This window comes from Pseudoalteromonas sp. D15MCD-2 (assembly GCF_038562745.1).
Taxonomy (GTDB): Bacteria; Pseudomonadota; Gammaproteobacteria; order Enterobacterales; family Alteromonadaceae; genus Pseudoalteromonas.
This window is the reverse complement of record NZ_JBCFQE010000001.1, coordinates 3599311-3615603: the sequence shown is the minus strand read 5'-3', so window position 1 is coordinate 3615603 and position 16293 is coordinate 3599311. Positions and strand designations below refer to the sequence as shown.

At 42.2% G+C, this 16293-nt stretch carries 16 protein-coding genes; 9 read left to right on the top strand and 7 right to left on the bottom strand.

Features of this window, described 5'->3' with window-relative positions:
• Nucleotides 1-193 precede the first annotated feature (193 nt).
• The 3 genes from tusA to fadB all read right to left on the bottom strand — a co-directional run bounded on the left by tusA (nt 194) and on the right by fadB (nt 3918).
• Nucleotides 194-433 (bottom strand): sulfurtransferase TusA, encoded by a 240-nt coding sequence (tusA, locus tag AADY36_RS16680; RefSeq protein WP_054554785.1) that lies wholly within the window; start codon nt 431-433, stop codon nt 194-196.
• A gap of 153 nt (nt 434-586) precedes the next feature.
• Nucleotides 587-1753 (bottom strand): acetyl-CoA C-acyltransferase FadA, encoded by a 1167-nt coding sequence (gene fadA / locus AADY36_RS16675; protein ID WP_054563765.1) that lies wholly within the window; start codon nt 1751-1753, stop codon nt 587-589.
• A 5-nt stretch (nt 1754-1758) separates the two neighbouring features.
• Entirely contained in the window at nt 1759-3918 is a 2160-nt protein-coding gene (gene fadB, locus AADY36_RS16670; RefSeq protein ID WP_342409249.1) for a fatty acid oxidation complex subunit alpha FadB, read from the bottom strand.
• A 195-nt stretch (nt 3919-4113) separates the two neighbouring features.
• On the opposite strand from fadB, the gene AADY36_RS16665 reads away from it, so the two are divergent.
• The 9 genes from AADY36_RS16665 to AADY36_RS16625 all read left to right on the top strand — a co-directional run bounded on the left by AADY36_RS16665 (nt 4114) and on the right by AADY36_RS16625 (nt 11952).
• Nucleotides 4114-6000 (top strand): transglycosylase SLT domain-containing protein, encoded by a 1887-nt coding sequence (locus tag AADY36_RS16665; RefSeq protein ID WP_054563767.1) that lies wholly within the window; start codon nt 4114-4116, stop codon nt 5998-6000.
• A 93-nt stretch (nt 6001-6093) separates the two neighbouring features.
• Nucleotides 6094-7416: a Xaa-Pro dipeptidase gene (gene pepQ, locus AADY36_RS16660; protein WP_054563768.1), complete on the top strand. Its 1323-nt coding sequence runs from the start codon at nt 6094-6096 to the stop codon at nt 7414-7416.
• A gap of 57 nt (nt 7417-7473) precedes the next feature.
• Nucleotides 7474-8091: a YigZ family protein gene (locus AADY36_RS16655; RefSeq protein ID WP_054563769.1), complete on the top strand. Its 618-nt coding sequence runs from the start codon at nt 7474-7476 to the stop codon at nt 8089-8091.
• Between the two features lie 95 nt (nt 8092-8186).
• Complete coding sequence (locus AADY36_RS16650) at nt 8187-9638, top strand: TrkH family potassium uptake protein (RefSeq protein ID WP_054563770.1); 1452 nt, start codon at nt 8187-8189, stop codon at nt 9636-9638.
• Between the two features lie 38 nt (nt 9639-9676).
• On the top strand, nt 9677-10333 hold the full coding sequence (locus AADY36_RS16645) for a flagellar brake protein (protein WP_272982726.1): 657 nt from the start codon (nt 9677-9679) through the stop codon (nt 10331-10333).
• 468 nt (nt 10334-10801) lie between these two features.
• Nucleotides 10802-11011 (top strand): calmodulin, encoded by a 210-nt coding sequence (locus tag AADY36_RS16640; RefSeq protein ID WP_054563772.1) that lies wholly within the window; start codon nt 10802-10804, stop codon nt 11009-11011.
• A 67-nt stretch (nt 11012-11078) separates the two neighbouring features.
• Nucleotides 11079-11291: a calmodulin gene (locus tag AADY36_RS16635; RefSeq protein WP_054554776.1), complete on the top strand. Its 213-nt coding sequence runs from the start codon at nt 11079-11081 to the stop codon at nt 11289-11291.
• Nucleotides 11292-11431: 140 nt separating this feature from the next.
• Nucleotides 11432-11647: a calmodulin gene (locus tag AADY36_RS16630; RefSeq protein ID WP_342409248.1), complete on the top strand. Its 216-nt coding sequence runs from the start codon at nt 11432-11434 to the stop codon at nt 11645-11647.
• A gap of 86 nt (nt 11648-11733) precedes the next feature.
• Nucleotides 11734-11952: an EF-hand domain-containing protein gene (locus tag AADY36_RS16625; RefSeq protein WP_054563774.1), complete on the top strand. Its 219-nt coding sequence runs from the start codon at nt 11734-11736 to the stop codon at nt 11950-11952.
• A gap of 80 nt (nt 11953-12032) precedes the next feature.
• Here the strand turns inward: AADY36_RS16625 and trkA are convergent, their stop codons facing one another.
• Genes trkA through def form a run of 4 tightly spaced genes read right to left on the bottom strand, consistent with a single transcriptional unit; the run spans nt 12033 to nt 16184 of the window.
• Nucleotides 12033-13409, bottom strand: a complete 1377-nt coding sequence (trkA, locus tag AADY36_RS16620; protein ID WP_054563775.1) for a Trk system potassium transporter TrkA — start codon at nt 13407-13409, stop codon at nt 12033-12035.
• A gap of 12 nt (nt 13410-13421) precedes the next feature.
• Nucleotides 13422-14708 (bottom strand): 16S rRNA (cytosine(967)-C(5))-methyltransferase RsmB, encoded by a 1287-nt coding sequence (rsmB, locus tag AADY36_RS16615; RefSeq protein ID WP_054563776.1) that lies wholly within the window; start codon nt 14706-14708, stop codon nt 13422-13424.
• On the bottom strand, nt 14701-15654 hold the full coding sequence (gene fmt, locus AADY36_RS16610) for a methionyl-tRNA formyltransferase (RefSeq protein ID WP_342409247.1): 954 nt from the start codon (nt 15652-15654) through the stop codon (nt 14701-14703). The genes rsmB and fmt overlap by 8 nt, the downstream gene beginning before the upstream one ends.
• A gap of 20 nt (nt 15655-15674) precedes the next feature.
• Nucleotides 15675-16184, bottom strand: coding sequence for a peptide deformylase (gene def, locus AADY36_RS16605; RefSeq protein WP_054554770.1), 510 nt, complete (start codon nt 16182-16184; stop codon nt 15675-15677).
• Between the last annotated feature and the right edge of the window lie 109 nt (nt 16185-16293).

Sequence of the window (16293 nt, the reverse complement as noted above, 5' to 3'; positions counted from 1 at the left end):
CAGTTTTAAGCCGTTCGAGTGAGCGTTTAATATTGATAAATGCTCACTTTTAATTTTAATTGATTAACTCGAAACTCGAAACTCGAAACTCGAAACTCGAAACTCGAAACTCGAAACTCGAAACTCGAAACTCGAAACTCGAAACTCGAAACTCGAAACTCGAAACTCGAAACTCGAAACTCGAAACTCGTTGTTACAACCCTTTCTTCACCAAGTATCGATAGGGTGCTTGTTCTACATCTTTAGCCACAAGTGTGTGATCCATAAAAGTACAAAAGCTTGGGATATCGCGGGTGGTTGATGGGTCATCGGCGATGATAAGTAATGTTTCGCCATCTTTCATTTTACGTACTGCGCCACGCACCATCATAACAGGTTCTGGACAACGTAGGCCAAGTGCATCTAATTGGTGATCGGGATTATCAAAACTCATGGCTGACCTTTTAGGTGAAAGAGACGATTAATAAGCAGCTATTTTAACTTTCTATTGCCGCCAGTTTCAATAACCGAAAGCAAAGCAAATAAAAAAGGCGCACTGAGCAAGTCAGTGCGCCTTTTTATCACCAAGATGTTTGGTGTGAGCTCGTTATTCTACGCGCTCAAATACAGTTGCAATACCTTGGCCTAAACCAATACACATAGTTGCTAGACCGTATTTAGCGTTCTTGTCTTCCATTAGATGAACAAGCGTTGTGCTAATACGTGAACCAGAACAACCAAGTGGGTGACCAAGTGCAATTGCACCACCATTTAGGTTAACTTTCTCATCTACCACATCCATCAGACCGAGGTCTTTTAACACTGGTAGAGATTGTGCTGCGAACGCTTCGTTAAGCTCAGCAACATCGATATCGTCGATGGTGATACCTGCTTGTTGAAGTGCTTTTTGCGAAGCTGGAACTGGGCCGTAACCCATGATTGATGGATCGCAACCTGCAACAGCCATTGATTTAATACGCGCACGAATTGGTAAACCAAGTTCTTTTGCTTTCTCTTCGCTCATTACAAGCATTGCTGACGCGCCGTCAGAAAGTGCAGAAGAAGTACCTGCCGTTACGCTACCTGATGCTGGATTGAATACAGGGCGTAGTTGCGATAAGCCTTCAACAGTTGTCTCTGGGCGGATTACTTCATCGTCTTCAACTAAGATTAAAGAACCATCTGCATCGTGACCTTCCATTGGCAGGATTTCACGACGGAAACGACCTTCAACAGTTGCTGCGTGTGCACGTTGGTGTGAACGGTAAGCAAATTCGTCTTGTTGCTCGCGGCTAATGCCGTGCAGCGTAGCAAGGTATTCTGCAGTTAAACCCATTACGCCAGCAGCTTGTGCTACAGACGTTGATAAACCTGGGTGAAAATCATTACCGTGAGTCATAGGTACGTGACCCATGTGTTCAACACCACCAATGATGTAGGTATCACCAGCGCCAGTCATAATAGCGCGTGCTGCATCGTGTAATGCTTGCATTGATGAACCACATAAACGGTTAACTGTAACAGCTGGTACTGAGTGAGGGATACCGGCTAGTAGTGATGCGTTACGAGCAATGTTAAAACCTTGCTCTAAAGTTTGTTGTACACAGCCCCAGTAAATATCATCAATTGATGCTGGATCAACGGCTGGGTTACGGTCTAACAAACCTTTCATTAAGTGAGCACTTAAATCTTCCGCACGCTTGTTTTTGAATACGCCGTTCTTTGAACGACCCATTGGTGTGCGGATACAATCTACGATTACTGGATTATTCATGTTTCTTATCCTTCCACCTTATAGAATACACGGCCTTCTTCGGCCCACTTGCGAGTTTCATCTGATACTTGGTAAATCGCACCTAAATGAGCGTACTTGTCTGCTGTCGCAACAAAGTTCGCTAAACCAGTTTGATCTAAGTAACGGAATGCACCGCCTCTAAATGGAGGGAAACCAATGCCGTAAATTAGCGCCATGTCAGCTTCTTGTGGAGACGCTACGATACCTTCTTGTAAACAAAGTAGTACTTCGTTGATCATCGGGATCATACAACGGTCAATGATTTCTTGTTTGTCGAAATCTTTAGGTGCATCAGTGATAGCACTTAGTAACTGAGTTGCTGTTGCATCTTTTGCTTTTTTCAGGCGACCACGACGGTCTGGTGCGTACTGGTAGAAACCTGCACCATTTTTCTGACCAAAGCGTTTTTCGTTTGCAAATACAGTAACTGGGTCTTTATCTTGGCGAGCCATACGCTCAGGGAAACCGTCAGCCATTACACCTGTACAGTGGTAAGCCGTATCGATACCTACAACATCAAGAAGATATGCAGGACCCATTGGCCAACCAAATACATTTTCCATCACTTTATCAACTTTAGTGAAGTCAGCACCTTCAACAACAAGTTTGCTGAAACCTGCAAAGTAAGGGAATAGTACGCGGTTTACAAAGAAACCAGGGCAGTCGTTTACAACGATTGGTGATTTACCAAGTTTTAATGCGTAATCAACAACCGCATTAATTGTCGCTTCTGATGTTTTTTCACCACGAATGATTTCTACTAATGGCATTTTTGGCACTGGGTTAAAGAAGTGCATACCACAGAAGTTTTCTGGTTTTTCAAGTGCCGATGCTAACTCGTCAATACGAATTGTTGAGGTATTTGAAGTTAGGATAGTGCCCGCTGGTAAGTCTTTTTCAAGACCAGCAAGAACGGCTTGCTTCACTTTAGGGTTTTCAACTACGGCTTCAACAACGATGTCTGCGCTTTGTAAGTCTGAATCGTTTAGCGTTGGCTTGATCTTGCCTAAGGTAGCAACCATCTTATCCATCGCCATATGGCCACGTTGTACTTTTTTGCCAAGTAGCTTAGATGCTTCGCCCATTCCTAAATCAAGTGCATCTTGGTTGATGTCTTTCATGATAATAGGTGTGCCTTTATAAGCAGACTGGTATGCAATACCGCCGCCCATAATACCTGCGCCTAATACAGCTGCTTGTTTGATCTCAAGTTCACTGTGTTTAGCTTGCTTCTTCGCTTTACCTTTAATGTATTGGTCAGCTAAGAAAATACCTGTTTGTGCAGCAGCTTCGCTTGTTGCTGCTAATTTAGCAAAGTTAGCGTTTTCAATCGCCATTGCTTCAGCGCGTTCACAGTTTGCTGCAGCTTTGATTGTTTTTACAGCCATAACAGGTGCTGGGTAGTGACCTTTTGTCTGACCCATTACCATGCCTTCAGCCATCGCAAAGCTCATACCTTGCTCAACACGGTTCATTTTCAGTGGCTGTAATTTTACTTGTCGTTTTGCTTGCCAATCTAGCTTGCCAGCAATTGTTTGCTCAAGTGTTGCAATACTTGACTCTAAAAGTTTGTCAGCACTAACTACTGCGTCAAAAGCACCTACTTTTAAGGCATCAGCAGCGCGGTTTTCTTTACCTGTAGTGATCCATGTCATCGCATTATCAGCGCCAATAAGGCGCGGAAGGCGAACTGTACCACCAAAACCAGGCATGATGCCTAGTTTAACTTCAGGTAGGCCAATTTTAGCGTTAGAGCTAGCAACGCGGTAATCGGTAGCAAGTGCCCACTCACATCCACCGCCAAGCGCCATGCCGTTTACAGCACTTAGCGTTGGGAAAGGTAAATCTTCAATTGCATCAAAAACGTCAGTTGCATTTTTGATCCATGCAACAAGTTCTTCTTGAGGTTTAGTGAAGGTAGGTAAAAATTCGAAAATGTCGGCACCGATAATGAAATGATCTTTATCGCTGGTGAACACCATGCCTTTGATATCTGAGTTTGTTGCCAATTCTTTTAATGCTAAAGCGCAATCTTGCAAGGTTTGCTGCGAAAGTTTATTTACTGAGCCGTCTGCACAGAACTTAAACTCGGCGATGTTGTCCTTGATGAAAGCAACTTCAAATGAATCGCTTTTATATAACATTATTATTCTCCCTAGTTTATTAACTAAGACTGGTACGATGAGTTTGCATTTCAATCAGTGTGCTTGCTTTAAAATGAAAATGCAACGAAAAATTTACTGCGCTTTATCGCGATTGGTTAAAATATAGCTGGTTTGGTGCTAAGGTGTAGGAGAAGTTTTTTGTTATTAATTCTTTAATTTTTGTTAAAGGTCATCATGAAAAAACAACTCCTTGGTTGGACAGCTGCCGCATTACTTTTTCCTTTTTTTGCAGCTGAAGCCAACGATAAACATGACGCTTTTTTAAAAGCAGAAAAAAAGGCGCGTTACGGTGATTATCAAGACATGAAAGAGGCAGCAAGTGGGCTTGATCACCCTTTGAAGCCTTATGTCGAAAAGGCTTATTGGCAACGTAATCCGAGCTTAAAACACCAGACAGAAATCGAAAACTACCTCAATGTTTACCAAAACACGCCACTAGAGTGGCCTGTACGTAAGGCATGGCTAAATTACTTAAAAAAGTACAACAAAAAAGCGGCTTATATTCGTAACTATCGCGAAACAAGCAATAACGAATTGACCTGTCCTTATTTAAGTTTTCAATTGGACTTAGGTGCGCCTGAAAAAGCCATCATGAATCAAGTTACTGATTTATGGGTGGTAGGAAAATCACAACCAAAAGAGTGCGATAAGTTGTTCTCTCTTTGGAAGAAAAAAGGTTACCAGACCGAAGAGCGGGTTTGGCAGCGCATTAGCTTGGCTGCCGAAGGGGGCTCATCAAGTTTAATCCCATACTTAAAAACACTACTGCCTCGTGCTGACCAATATTTAGCTGATTTATATCTAAAGGTACGCAAAGATCCGAGTGCTTCAGCGGGCCTTTATCGCTACAAGAAAAAATCAGCTAAAGAAGGGCAGATTGCGATTTATGGAGTTAAGCGCCTAGTATGGCGAGATAAAGACCTTGCACTGCGTGCCTGGGAAAAGCTCGAAACCATGTTCGATTATACAGACGAGCAAAAAGCGGATGTTTACTACAGCTTTGCCTTGTCGCTTGCTTCAAGTGGCCACCAACAAGCGCGCTTTTGGTTAAATAAAGTGCCTAAAGACCGTCAAACTAGAAAGTTAATGCAATGGCAACTTGGCAATATGTTAGAGAGACAAGATTGGTCTGGCATTGTGGCGTTTTTTACAGGCAAAGAAAACCTGAGCCTAGGTCAACAATATTGGTTAGCATATAGCTTAAACCAACGTGGTGAAGTCGAGCGTGCTCGTGAAATCTGGCAAACAGTAGCTAAAGAGCGTGATTATTACGGCTTTTTAGCATCTGCACGCTTAGGTATTCCGGTTAGCTTAAATAATAAAGAGATAAATATTAGTAATAAGCTAAAGCTTGAAGTGGCGAATGCTCCAGGCTTTAAGCGAGCTCGTGCTTTATATGAGCTTGAGCGCTTTACATCTGCGCGTCGTGAGTGGAATTATTTAACGGGTACATCAACCAAAGAAGAAAAGCTCGCCGCGTCTTTGCTTGCTGCTGAACTTGATTGGTACGACAGTACTATCTACACTTTGGCGCAGTTAAAAGAGTGGGACTATGTCGACTTACGTTTCCCATTTGCGTTCAAAGATGTATTTGCAACATATAGCAGTCGCAGCCATATTGATGTTGCTTGGAGCATTGCAATTTCACGTCGTGAAAGTTCTTTTGCGCCCGATGCACGTTCTCATGCCAATGCCCATGGTTTGATGCAGTTGTTACCAAGCACTGCTAAGTATATGAATAAAAGCTCTGTATCACGAAAGCAGTTATACCAGCCTCGTACTAATATTCGCCTTGGTAGTGAGTATTTGCAGTATTTGAAAAAGAAAAACCACGGCAACGAAATCCTTGCAACGGCTTCTTATAATGCGGGTTATCATCGTATTAAACGTTGGATCCCAGAGCAAGCTATGCCAGCTGAACTGTGGATTGAGTTAATTCCTTATACAGAAACACGAAACTACGTTAAGAATGTATTTGCTTACAGGCAGGTTTATCACACACGATTAGGACGCGATGGCAATGTTCTAGCGCCAATTCTTGATATGTCGATGGGTGGTTAAACTCGATTTGTCACACTATCCTCCCTCAGTTGGGGGATGGTGCTGGCTATGATAGACTGCTAACAAGTTAAATTTACTAAAGATGGGTTTACTATGGATAAATTAGCGGTGTTATATGCCGAACATATTGCAACCTTGCAACAACGCACTCGAACAATTACAGAGCGTGAAGGTTTAGAAGGGTTAGTAATTCACTCAGGTCAGGCTAAACGTCAGTTTTTAGATGACATGTATTATCCGTTTAAGGTGAATCCGCAATTTAAAGCTTGGTTACCAGTGATCGACAACCCACATTGTTGGATTGTGGTTGATGGTGCATCTAAGCCGAAACTGATTTTTTATCGTCCTGTCGACTTTTGGCATAAAGTACCTGACGAACCACGTGATTTTTGGGCTGAGTATTTTGATATTGAATTATTAGTACAGCCAGATCAGGTAGAAAAACTGCTTCCTTATGATAAAGCTAAATATGCCTATATCGGTGAATACCTAGAAGTAGCGCAAGCGCTGGGCTTTAGTATTATGAACCCAGAGCCAGTTATGAACTACCTTCATTTTCATCGTGCTTATAAAACACAGTACGAGCTTGAGTGTTTACGCCAAGCTAACCGTATCGCGGTAGATGGCCACAAAGCAGCACGTGATACGTTTTTTGCTGGTGGTTCAGAGTTTGATATTCAGCAAGCTTACCTTATGGCTACCCGCCAGAGTGAAAACGAGATGCCTTACGGCAATATCGTTGCACTAAATGAGAACTGTGCAATTTTACATTACACGCATTTTGAACCTAAAGCGCCGCAAACGCATCACTCTTTCCTTATTGACGCAGGTGCAAACTTTAATGGTTATGCTGCTGATATCACACGTACTTATGATTTTAAAAAGTCAGGTGAGTTTAGCGATTTAATTAAAGTAATGACTGAGCATCAAATCGCTTTAGGTAAAGCATTAAAACCTGGCTTGTTATACGGTGAATTGCATTTAGATTGTCACCAGCGTGTAGCGCAAGTACTAAGCGACTTTAATATTGTGAAGTTACCAGCCGCTGAAATTGTTGAGCGTGGTATTACGTCGACGTTCTTCCCGCATGGTCTTGGTCATCACCTTGGTTTACAAGTTCACGATATGGGTGGCTTCATGGCTGATGATACAGGTGCGCACCAAGCACCACCTGAAGGTCATCCGTTCCTACGTTGCACTCGCTTAATCGAAAAGAACCAAGTATTTACTATTGAACCTGGTTTATACTTTATCGACTCGTTATTAGGTGACCTTGCGCAAACTGACAACAAACAGTTTATTAACTGGGAAAAAGTTGAAGAGTTTAAGCCATTTGGCGGTATCCGTATTGAAGATAATATTATCGTTCATGAAGATAGCCTAGAAAACATGACTCGTGATCTACACTTAGATTAACGATAAAGGTTAGTGAATATCGGGGCCAATAGGCCCCATTTTTTTAGATAAGCAATTATGTCTGAATACCAATATCCGGCTGAGCCGGTTTTTTACCAAGAAGAAATCAAAAAAAGCACCTTTATTGTGCATATTGCCCACACCCCAGATCTTGCGTCAGCAAAAGCCTTTATCAAAGAAATTCAAGATAAATACAGCGATGCTCGTCATAATTGCTGGGCACATGTTGCGGGTAACCCCGGTGGTAGTCATGTGTATGGCTTTTCTGATGATGGTGAGCCCAATGGTACAGCAGGTAAGCCAATGCTTAATGTATTAACAGGCTCTGGTATTGGTGAAATTACAGCGGTGGTAACCCGTTATTTCGGGGGCATCAAGCTTGGTACAGGTGGGCTAGTTCGCGCCTATGGCGGTAGTTTAAATAATGCCATGCGAGAGCTTAAAACCATTACCAAGGTACCGAGTGTTGAGCTGGTTGGCCAAAGTGATTACAGCGTACAAGGTGCAATTGAGCAGTTATTAAAAAATCAGTATCAGGTGCTTAATATCGAAAAACAATTTGCAGAGAACATCACATGGCAAATTGAAATCGATAGCCGTCAGGCAGAGCAAGCGATTGATGATATCCATGAATTGACTCATGGCGGAGTTAGCCTAAAAGTCAGAAAAATTTGAAATGTAAAAATAATACATTCCGTTTACTTACAATTAAGGCTGTAAGACAATAAACTGTATTAGCTAAACATTTAATAAGAAAGCGATACGCCTAGATGCAATTTCGTACCATAATAAAAATTCTCGGCCAGCTGGTGGCGTTATTTAGTATCACTATGGTGCCACCGGCACTGGTGTCTTTGATCTACAAAGACGGTGGTGGTGTGCCATTCGTTCTCGCTTTCATTTTTAGTGTTGTTATTGGTTTAGCAGCTTATTATCCAAACCGTCATGAGCATGGTGATCTTAAAGCCCGTGAAGGCTTCTTGATTGTAGTCTTGTTCTGGTTGGTACTAGGTACCTTCGCTGCGGTGCCTTTAGTGTTCTTACAAGAGCCTAATCTTTCCTTAGCTGACTCCGTATTTGAGGCCTTTTCAGGGCTGACAACCACAGGGGCTACCGTACTTACGGGCATAGAATACCTACCTAAATCAGTCCTCTTTTATCGCCAGCAACTGCAATGGCTAGGTGGTATGGGGATCATCGTACTAGCAGTCGCGGTACTGCCTATGCTAGGGGTCGGTGGTATGCAGCTATACCGTGCAGAAACACCAGGTCCGGTTAAAGACTCAAAAATGACACCGCGTATTGCCGATACCGCAAAGCATCTTTGGTATATCTATGTATCGCTGACGATAGCCTGTACGCTTGCTTATTGGGCTGCAGGAATGGATTGGTTTGATGCAATCTGTCATGCGTTCTCTACGATTGCGATAGGCGGCTTCTCTACCTACGATGCATCAATGGGGCAGTTTGATAGCCCATTAATTAACTTTATTTGCGTAGTGTTTTTGCTGATCGCAGCCATTAACTTCTCGCTGCATTATGCGGCGGTAGCTTCACGCAATATTCGTGTTTATTTACGCGACCCTGAATTTAAAGTGTTCTTATTGATTCAATTAGCATTGGTCATTGTCTGTTTTACTGTACTGTCTTCAAATAATATTTATGCTGATGGTGATGAGACTCTCGATCAAGCTATGTTCCAAGCGGTATCAATGAGTACTACCGCGGGCTTTGCGACAGACAACTTCTCAGCATGGCCGCTGTTCTTACCTATTTTACTTATTTTCTCAAGTTTTATTGGCGGCTGTGCCGGCTCTACCGGTGGTGGTATGAAGGTCGTGCGGGTGTTCTTACTTTATTTACAAGGTATTCGTGAGCTCAATCGTCTTGTGCATCCAAGGGCTATTTATTCAATTAAATTAGGCCGAAAAGCACTCCCAGATAAAGTTGTAGAAGCTGTTTGGGGCTTTTTCTCTGCGTATGCTTTGGTGTTTGTCATTATTATGTTGGCGCTGATGGGCACCGGCATGGATAACATCAGTGCATTCTCAGCAACAGCTGCTTGCTTAAATAACTTAGGCCCAGGTTTAGGTGAAGTCGCTGCTCATTACGGAGCGATTTCTGATACGGCAAAATGGCTACTTACTATTGCAATGGTATTTGGTCGTTTAGAAATATTCACCTTATTAGTGTTATTTACGCCAACCTTCTGGCGAGGCTAACCAAAGTAAGGTGATTATCTAGAAGTGGAGGCATTACTGTGCCAAAAACTCAAAAACAACGTAATCTTGAAAAGCTAACCTGTATCCCTGCGGGTAGTTTGGTAGATGTTGAAATTACTACACCAACCGACAGTAAACGCGTAAAAACAGAATTTATTGGTTTGATGAATGATCAGTACATCATTATCAATTACCCATCAGCAAAGCGTTTAGCAAATGGTAGTGATTTCATCAAAGATGGGGTGATGGTCGTTATACGCGCGGTACTTGAAACGGGTGGTGGGCAAGTAATTGCTTTTCGTCAGCAAATAAGCGCCTTGGCATCCCATCCTCACCGTTTAATTTTTCTCGAGTTTCCTAAGCAAGTGCAGCTTTATAGCTTACGTAGTGAAGCACGTATTCCTACGTTATTCCCTGCAAACTTAGTCATTGCAGAGCAAAAACTGGCAGGGCTTATTAAAGATATTTCACTCACAGGCGTGCAGTTTGATCTTAATAGCAAGGAGGACTTAAGCGCTTTTAAAGGGCAAAGCTGCCAAATCACACTTAGTAAACGTGAGTTTAATGGCACAGTATGTAGCGTGCGCAAAAGAGCAGGCGGTTTTATGTTCGGTGTACAGCTTGATACGAGTGAAGATGAAATGAAAGCGTTTATGAAAGAGCACTTAATTGACCTTTCTGTGTTGGATATCTAATACCAATTCGCCATTTTGCAACAAAATGGCTATTTTCCCCGATTTAACCCTATAAATATTAAAATTAATTTATAAATAAATTTAAATAACTAATTAAATCAATGTTTTATCAATTAAATTAATTTCGATTTTTTTCTTCAAGTTTTGTTGTTCAGATAGAGTTTATTTTCAAATTTCTAATTTTTCTGTTTTCTAATCCGAGTTAATCGCGATTGTCTCCATTTTAATCTTTGTAACTTATTGATCTTAAAGGTGACAAAAAACCAACCACCGAGCTTGTTGCAAAACAGCAACAAACAAATAGCGTTATTTCCCCCTAATTCTCGATATTATGATTTAATGTGTTGATTTTATTATTCTTTTTAACTTTGGCATCGAAGTTGAAATAGTCTTAGCGAACACAGAGAAAAACTGATTCAGGAACATATCCTTTATCACAGTTGAGACAACATTGAAGGAATAGTGATTATGAAAACGTTACACAAAACTTTAGCACTTGTAGCTCTTGCAACTTCATCAGCAGCGTTTGCCGCTGACTTTGACACACTGGATGTTAATGGCGATGGCGCTATCAGCAAAAGCGAAGCATCAGTAAGCGAAACGTTAATGAGCCAATTTAAAGAGCTTGATACAGACGGCAACGGTGAGCTGTCTAAACAAGAGTACTCAAAAGCTTAATTTCATTGTAAGGACACACTGAAAAGGACTTCTAACTCAAGACAACACATTTTGAAGGAATGACATTATGAACACAGTAAATAAAACACTAGCACTTATGGCACTTGTATCTTCATCAGCAGCATTTGCGATGAGTGATTTCGATACTCTAGATGTTGATGGCAATGGTGTTATCAGCCAAAGCGAAGCATCGGTAGATGCAGAGCTAATGAGCAAATTCAGTGAATTAGACACTGACGGTAACGGTGAATTATCGAAACAAGAATTTTCAAAAGCTTAATGTGATTAAGCAAAACCAGTTTATTTAGCTGATTAGTTCTGAGCTGCCAAAGACAGCCTAAATGGATAAGGGAATCCATGACAAAGGACAACACTGGAAGTGTGATCAGCTAACACTCTTAAAATTGAAGGAATATGATTATGAAAACAGTAAACAAAACATTAGCTTTAATCGCACTTGCATCTTCTTCAGCAGCTTTTGCAGCAACTGATTTTGACACTCTAGACGTAGACGGTAACGGCGTGGTTAGCAAAAGTGAAGCAGCCGTTGACGCAAAAATTATGTCGCAGTTTAAAGAATTAGACGTGAATGGCGACGGCGTTCTTACTGAAGCAGAGTTCTCTGAAGCCGAATAACTGAATTAATACGTAGTTATACCAATTTCCACTAAACAGGGATCTCAGAAACGGATTTCACTCTTTTCAAATTTAAGGTAGTTATTATGAAACAGTTAAGCACAACAATCGCAATTTTAGCACTAGCAACATCATCAGCAGCCTTTGCACAAGGCGTAAGCTTTTCAACATTCGATACCGACGGTGATGGTGTGATCAGCAAAGAGGAAGCGTCTGCAAATATGCAGCTTGAAAAGTTATTTCCAGAGCTAGATAGTGATGGTAATGGCGAACTTTCAAAAGAAGAGTTCGCTCAAATTCAATAGAATCTTTTAGAAAAGTTAGGTACTTTCACTTCAAGAGTCGTAAAGCAGCTGTCATGGCTGCTTTTTTCGTTTATAAGCTTTTACAAGAAGATAGCGCTTACTTGGAACAGCTTTTCAACAACCGTAATGTGCTTTTTATCAATCAAGAACATGATTACATGGTCACCCGACTGAATAACTGTATCGTCATGGGCAATCAGTACATCATCGTTACGCACAATTGCACCAATGGTTGTTCCGGCTGGTAGTTTGATATCAGCAATTGCTCGGCCAACAACTTTAGAAGTATGCTCATCACCATGAGCGACAGCCTCAATGGCTTCTGCTGCGCCTTTACGTAACGAATAAACATTAACGATGTCACCACGGCGAACGTGTGTTAACAGCGCCGAGATAGTGGCTTGTTGAGGCGAAATAGCAATATCAATCTCACCGCCTTGTACTAGGTCAACATAAGCGCCACGTTGAATAAGCACCATGGTTTTTTGTGCGCCCATACGCTTTGCCAGCATCGCAGACATAATGTTTGCTTCATCGTCGTTAGTAACCGCGATGAACACATCCACTTGTTCAATATGTTCTTCAGATAACAGTTCTTGATCAGAGGCATCGCCACAGAACACTACGGTGTTATCAAGCATTTCTGAGAGCTGTGCTGCGCGCTCTTTATTGCGCTCAAGCAGCTTCACGCTGTGGTTTTTCTCAAGTGAACGCGCAAGGCCCGCACCGATATTACCACCACCAGCAATCATGATCTTTTTGTATGAACGTTCGAGCTTTTGAAGCTCATTCATGACTGCTCGAATATGCTTTGTTGCAGCGATAAAGAACACTTCATCGTCCGCTTCGATAACGGTTGTGCCAAGCGGTTTAATCGCTTTACCTTGACGATAAATAGCCGCTACGCGGGTTTCGACATTCGGAATGTGTTCTTTCAAGGCTGAAAGTGCATAACCCACCAGCAAACCACCGTAATAGGCTTTCACCGCAACCAGCGATAACATGCCATCGGCAAATTGTAATACCTGCAAAGCCCCCGGATAGTCGATTAAGCGACGAATATACTTAGTTACCAGCGCTTCAGGAGCAATGTAGTGGTCAACAGGTAAGTCGTCGTTATGAAATAGCTTTTCACGGTACTTTAAGTATTGCTCTGAGCGAATACGGGCAATTTTGGTTGGCGTGTTAAAAATACTATAAGCAACTTGGCAAGCAACCATGTTCACTTCATCTGAACTGGTTACGGCAATAATCATATCGGCGTCTTCTGCGCCTGCGCGACGCAATACATCGGGATGCGCACTGTGGCCAGTAACACCTTGTAAGTCGTACTTATCTTGTAGCTCTCGCAAACGGTTACCGTCGATATCGACAACGGTGATCTCATTTTGCTCACCAACGAGGTTTTCTGCCAGTGTGCCACCAACTTGTCCGGCACCGAGTATGATTATTTTCATAGCTTGTTCTTATTAGTGTTTTTTAACTAGCTTTGCATAATAGAAACCGTCACTTTCACCAGGCAATAATTGCAGGCCAGGTAAAGTAGGGGTGTCGTTTTCATGCAAAGGTATGTGTTCAGCACTTGGATTATTGGCAAGGAACTTGGCAACTTGTTGTTGGTTCTCTTGCGGTAATACAGAGCAGGTCGCATAAACTAACGTACCACCAGGCTTAAGTAGAGGCCAGATGCTATTTAAGATATCGCCTTGTAAATTAGCCAGATCTTCAATATCAGATGCACGACGTAACCATTTAATGTCAGGGTGACGACGGATTACGCCTGTTGCTGAACAAGGCACATCAAGCAAAATACGGTCAAATTGCTGCTCATCCCACCAGATATGCGGTTGTGAAGCATCGGCACATTGTAAATCGGCAGCTAAACCAATACGCACTAAGTTTTGTTTAACGCGTTCTAGGCGCTCGCTGTCGCTATCAAGTGCTAATACGTCGGCGTCAGCAAGCTCTAGGATATGGCACGTTTTACCACCTGGCGCTGCACACGCATCTAAAATGACATCATCATTTTGAGGATCTAAAAAGCGTGCAGCTAATTGTGCCGCTGCATCTTGAACTGAGCAGGCTCCGGTATCAAATTCTGGTAATGCGTATACATCACATGGTTTAGCTAGTTTAATACCATCAGGAAAATCAGCATTAAGGGTATGCTCAATATCATTTGCTTTAAGCATTTCGCTGTATTCTTGGGTGCTGTATTGCGCTTGGTTTACACGTAACCACATAGGTGCTTGTAGCTGATTCGCTTCAAGAATTTCTTGCCAGTTATCAGGGTAAGCTGCAGTAACTTGTTTGATAAACCAACCTGGGTGGTTAAATTTGCAAACAGGAATTTGCTTTGCTTTTTCTTCAAGCTCAACTTGTTCACGTTGGAAACTGCGTAAAATAGCGTTAATCAGGCCTTTTAAACCCAGTGCGCGCATTTGCTGAAGCGCATTAACCGTTTCGCTGATTGCTGCATGAGGCGGTACACGCATGTGTTGAAGTTGGTAAATACCCACATACAACAAGAACTGGAAAATACGGCGCTTACCTTTTAGTGGTTGATCTAAAAGTTGCTGACAATAATTTTCTAGGCTAGGTAAATAGCGCAGCACACCGTAGCAAATTTGTTGTAGTAGGGCTTTATCTTTCGGCGATAATCCTTGGCTTGCAAAAGGTAGTTCTTGATTTAGCGATGCACCTTTATCGACCACGTTATAGAGGGTTTCAGCAGCAAGTGCTCTTACATTACTCATTGCTTTGACCTAATACTGAGCCAGGTTCAACCCAATCACTGCGACCATTTAAAAAGTCAGTAACAGCCATTGGTTTTTTACCTTGTGGTTGAAGAAGGGTGATTTTAAGTGCATCTTGCCCACAGCCAACGGTAATACCTTGCTTATCAGCAGCAATGATTTTACCGGCTTGTGCAGTTTGCGATACAACTTCGGCTTGCCAAATTTTTACCGTTTGTCCTGCCATTTCAGTAAAGCAAACAGGCCATGGATTAAAGGCACGGATATTACGCTCAATTTGCGCAGCATCCATTGACCAATCAATATTGGCTTCGTCTTTTGATAGCTTCTTGGCGTAATTTGCTTGTGCGTCATCTTGCCTTTCTGGGGTGATTTCACCTGCAGCAAGACGATTGATTGTACTGATCAGTGCATCAGGACCAAGTGCAGCTAATTTATCGTATAAAGAGCTACTGGTTTCTGTGCTATCAATCGGGCAACGGCTGATATGCAGCATATCGCCGGTATCTAAGCCTTCATCCATTTGCATTATTGTTACACCGGTTTCATTGTCACCAGCCCAAATAGCACGTTGGATCGGTGCAGCACCACGCCAGCGCGGTAAAATAGAGCCATGCACGTTTAAGCAGCCTAAGCGCGGTGCATCTAAAATTGCTTTTGGTAACAGTAAGCCGTACGCTACCACAATCATAATATCGGCGTTCAGGCTGGTAAGCTCTGCAAGCGCTTCATCTGATTTTAGTGATTGCGGTTGAAATACAGGTAAATCATGAGCAAGTGCCAGTTCTTTAACTTCACTGGCTTTTAGCTTTTTACCTCGGCCCGCTGGGCGATCTGGTTGGCTATATACACCAACAACTTCGTGCTCTGAGTTAATCAGTGCTTGTAAATGGCGCGCAGCGAAATCCGGCGTACCAGCAAAAATAATGCGTAATGGTTGTGTCACAGATATTCCTATTGATTAACTTATGATTTAGCAGCCAGCTTAGCTTCTTTCTCAAGCTTTTTACGGATACGTTGGCGCTTTAAAGGCGATAGATAATCAATAAATAGGGTGCCTTTAAGGTGATCAAGCTCATGCTGAATACAAATTGCTAATAGCTCGTCAGCGTCAAGGCTGAATTCTTCACCGTTTTCATTAAGCGCTTTAACAGTAACTGTTTCTGCGCGGTCAACTTTTGCGTATGAGTAAGGAACAGATAAACAGCCTTCTTCACTCACAGTTGAACCATCTTTTTTGGTGATTTCTGGGTTGATTAACACTAACGGTTGGTCGCGCTCTTCAGATACGTCGATCACCACAATTCGCTGGTGGATATCTACTTGCGTCGCTGCTAAGCCGATACCGTTTTCGTCATACATAGTTTCAAGCATGTCTTTGACGATTTGACGAACTTCATCGTTTACTTCTGGTACTTCTTTCGCGATTGTACGTAAACGCTCATCCGGAAATCTCAAAACTTCTAACCTAGCCATAGTTACCTTTTACACTTGTGATTCATTTAGGGTATTGTATGCTCTTATTTTAGCCATTCGTGTTCACCTTTAACAGGTTTTGGTCGATAATAATCTAAAAACAACTCAA

Excerpts from the sequence above, each read along its gene's own strand:
- fadA (WP_054563765.1), bottom strand. The coding sequence starts at position 1,753 with ATGAATAATCCAGTAATCGTAGATTGTATCCGCACACCAATGGGTCGT.
- rsmB (WP_054563776.1), bottom strand. The coding sequence starts at position 14,708 with ATGAGTAATGTAAGAGCACTTGCTGCTGAAACCCTCTATAACGTGGTC.
- fadB (WP_342409249.1), bottom strand. The coding sequence starts at position 3,918 with ATGTTATATAAAAGCGATTCATTTGAAGTTGCTTTCATCAAGGACAAC.
- AADY36_RS16630 (WP_342409248.1), top strand. The coding sequence starts at position 11,432 with ATGAAAACAGTAAACAAAACATTAGCTTTAATCGCACTTGCATCTTCT.
- pepQ (WP_054563768.1), top strand. The coding sequence starts at position 6,094 with ATGGATAAATTAGCGGTGTTATATGCCGAACATATTGCAACCTTGCAA.
- tusA (WP_054554785.1), bottom strand. The coding sequence starts at position 433 with ATGAGTTTTGATAATCCCGATCACCAATTAGATGCACTTGGCCTACGT.
- trkA (WP_054563775.1), bottom strand. The coding sequence starts at position 13,409 with ATGAAAATAATCATACTCGGTGCCGGACAAGTTGGTGGCACACTGGCA.
- AADY36_RS16640 (WP_054563772.1), top strand. The coding sequence starts at position 10,802 with ATGAAAACGTTACACAAAACTTTAGCACTTGTAGCTCTTGCAACTTCA.
- def (WP_054554770.1), bottom strand. The coding sequence starts at position 16,184 with ATGGCTAGGTTAGAAGTTTTGAGATTTCCGGATGAGCGTTTACGTACA.
- AADY36_RS16635 (WP_054554776.1), top strand. The coding sequence starts at position 11,079 with ATGAACACAGTAAATAAAACACTAGCACTTATGGCACTTGTATCTTCA.
- AADY36_RS16655 (WP_054563769.1), top strand. The coding sequence starts at position 7,474 with ATGTCTGAATACCAATATCCGGCTGAGCCGGTTTTTTACCAAGAAGAA.
- AADY36_RS16650 (WP_054563770.1), top strand. The coding sequence starts at position 8,187 with ATGCAATTTCGTACCATAATAAAAATTCTCGGCCAGCTGGTGGCGTTA.
- AADY36_RS16665 (WP_054563767.1), top strand. The coding sequence starts at position 4,114 with ATGAAAAAACAACTCCTTGGTTGGACAGCTGCCGCATTACTTTTTCCT.
- AADY36_RS16625 (WP_054563774.1), top strand. The coding sequence starts at position 11,734 with ATGAAACAGTTAAGCACAACAATCGCAATTTTAGCACTAGCAACATCA.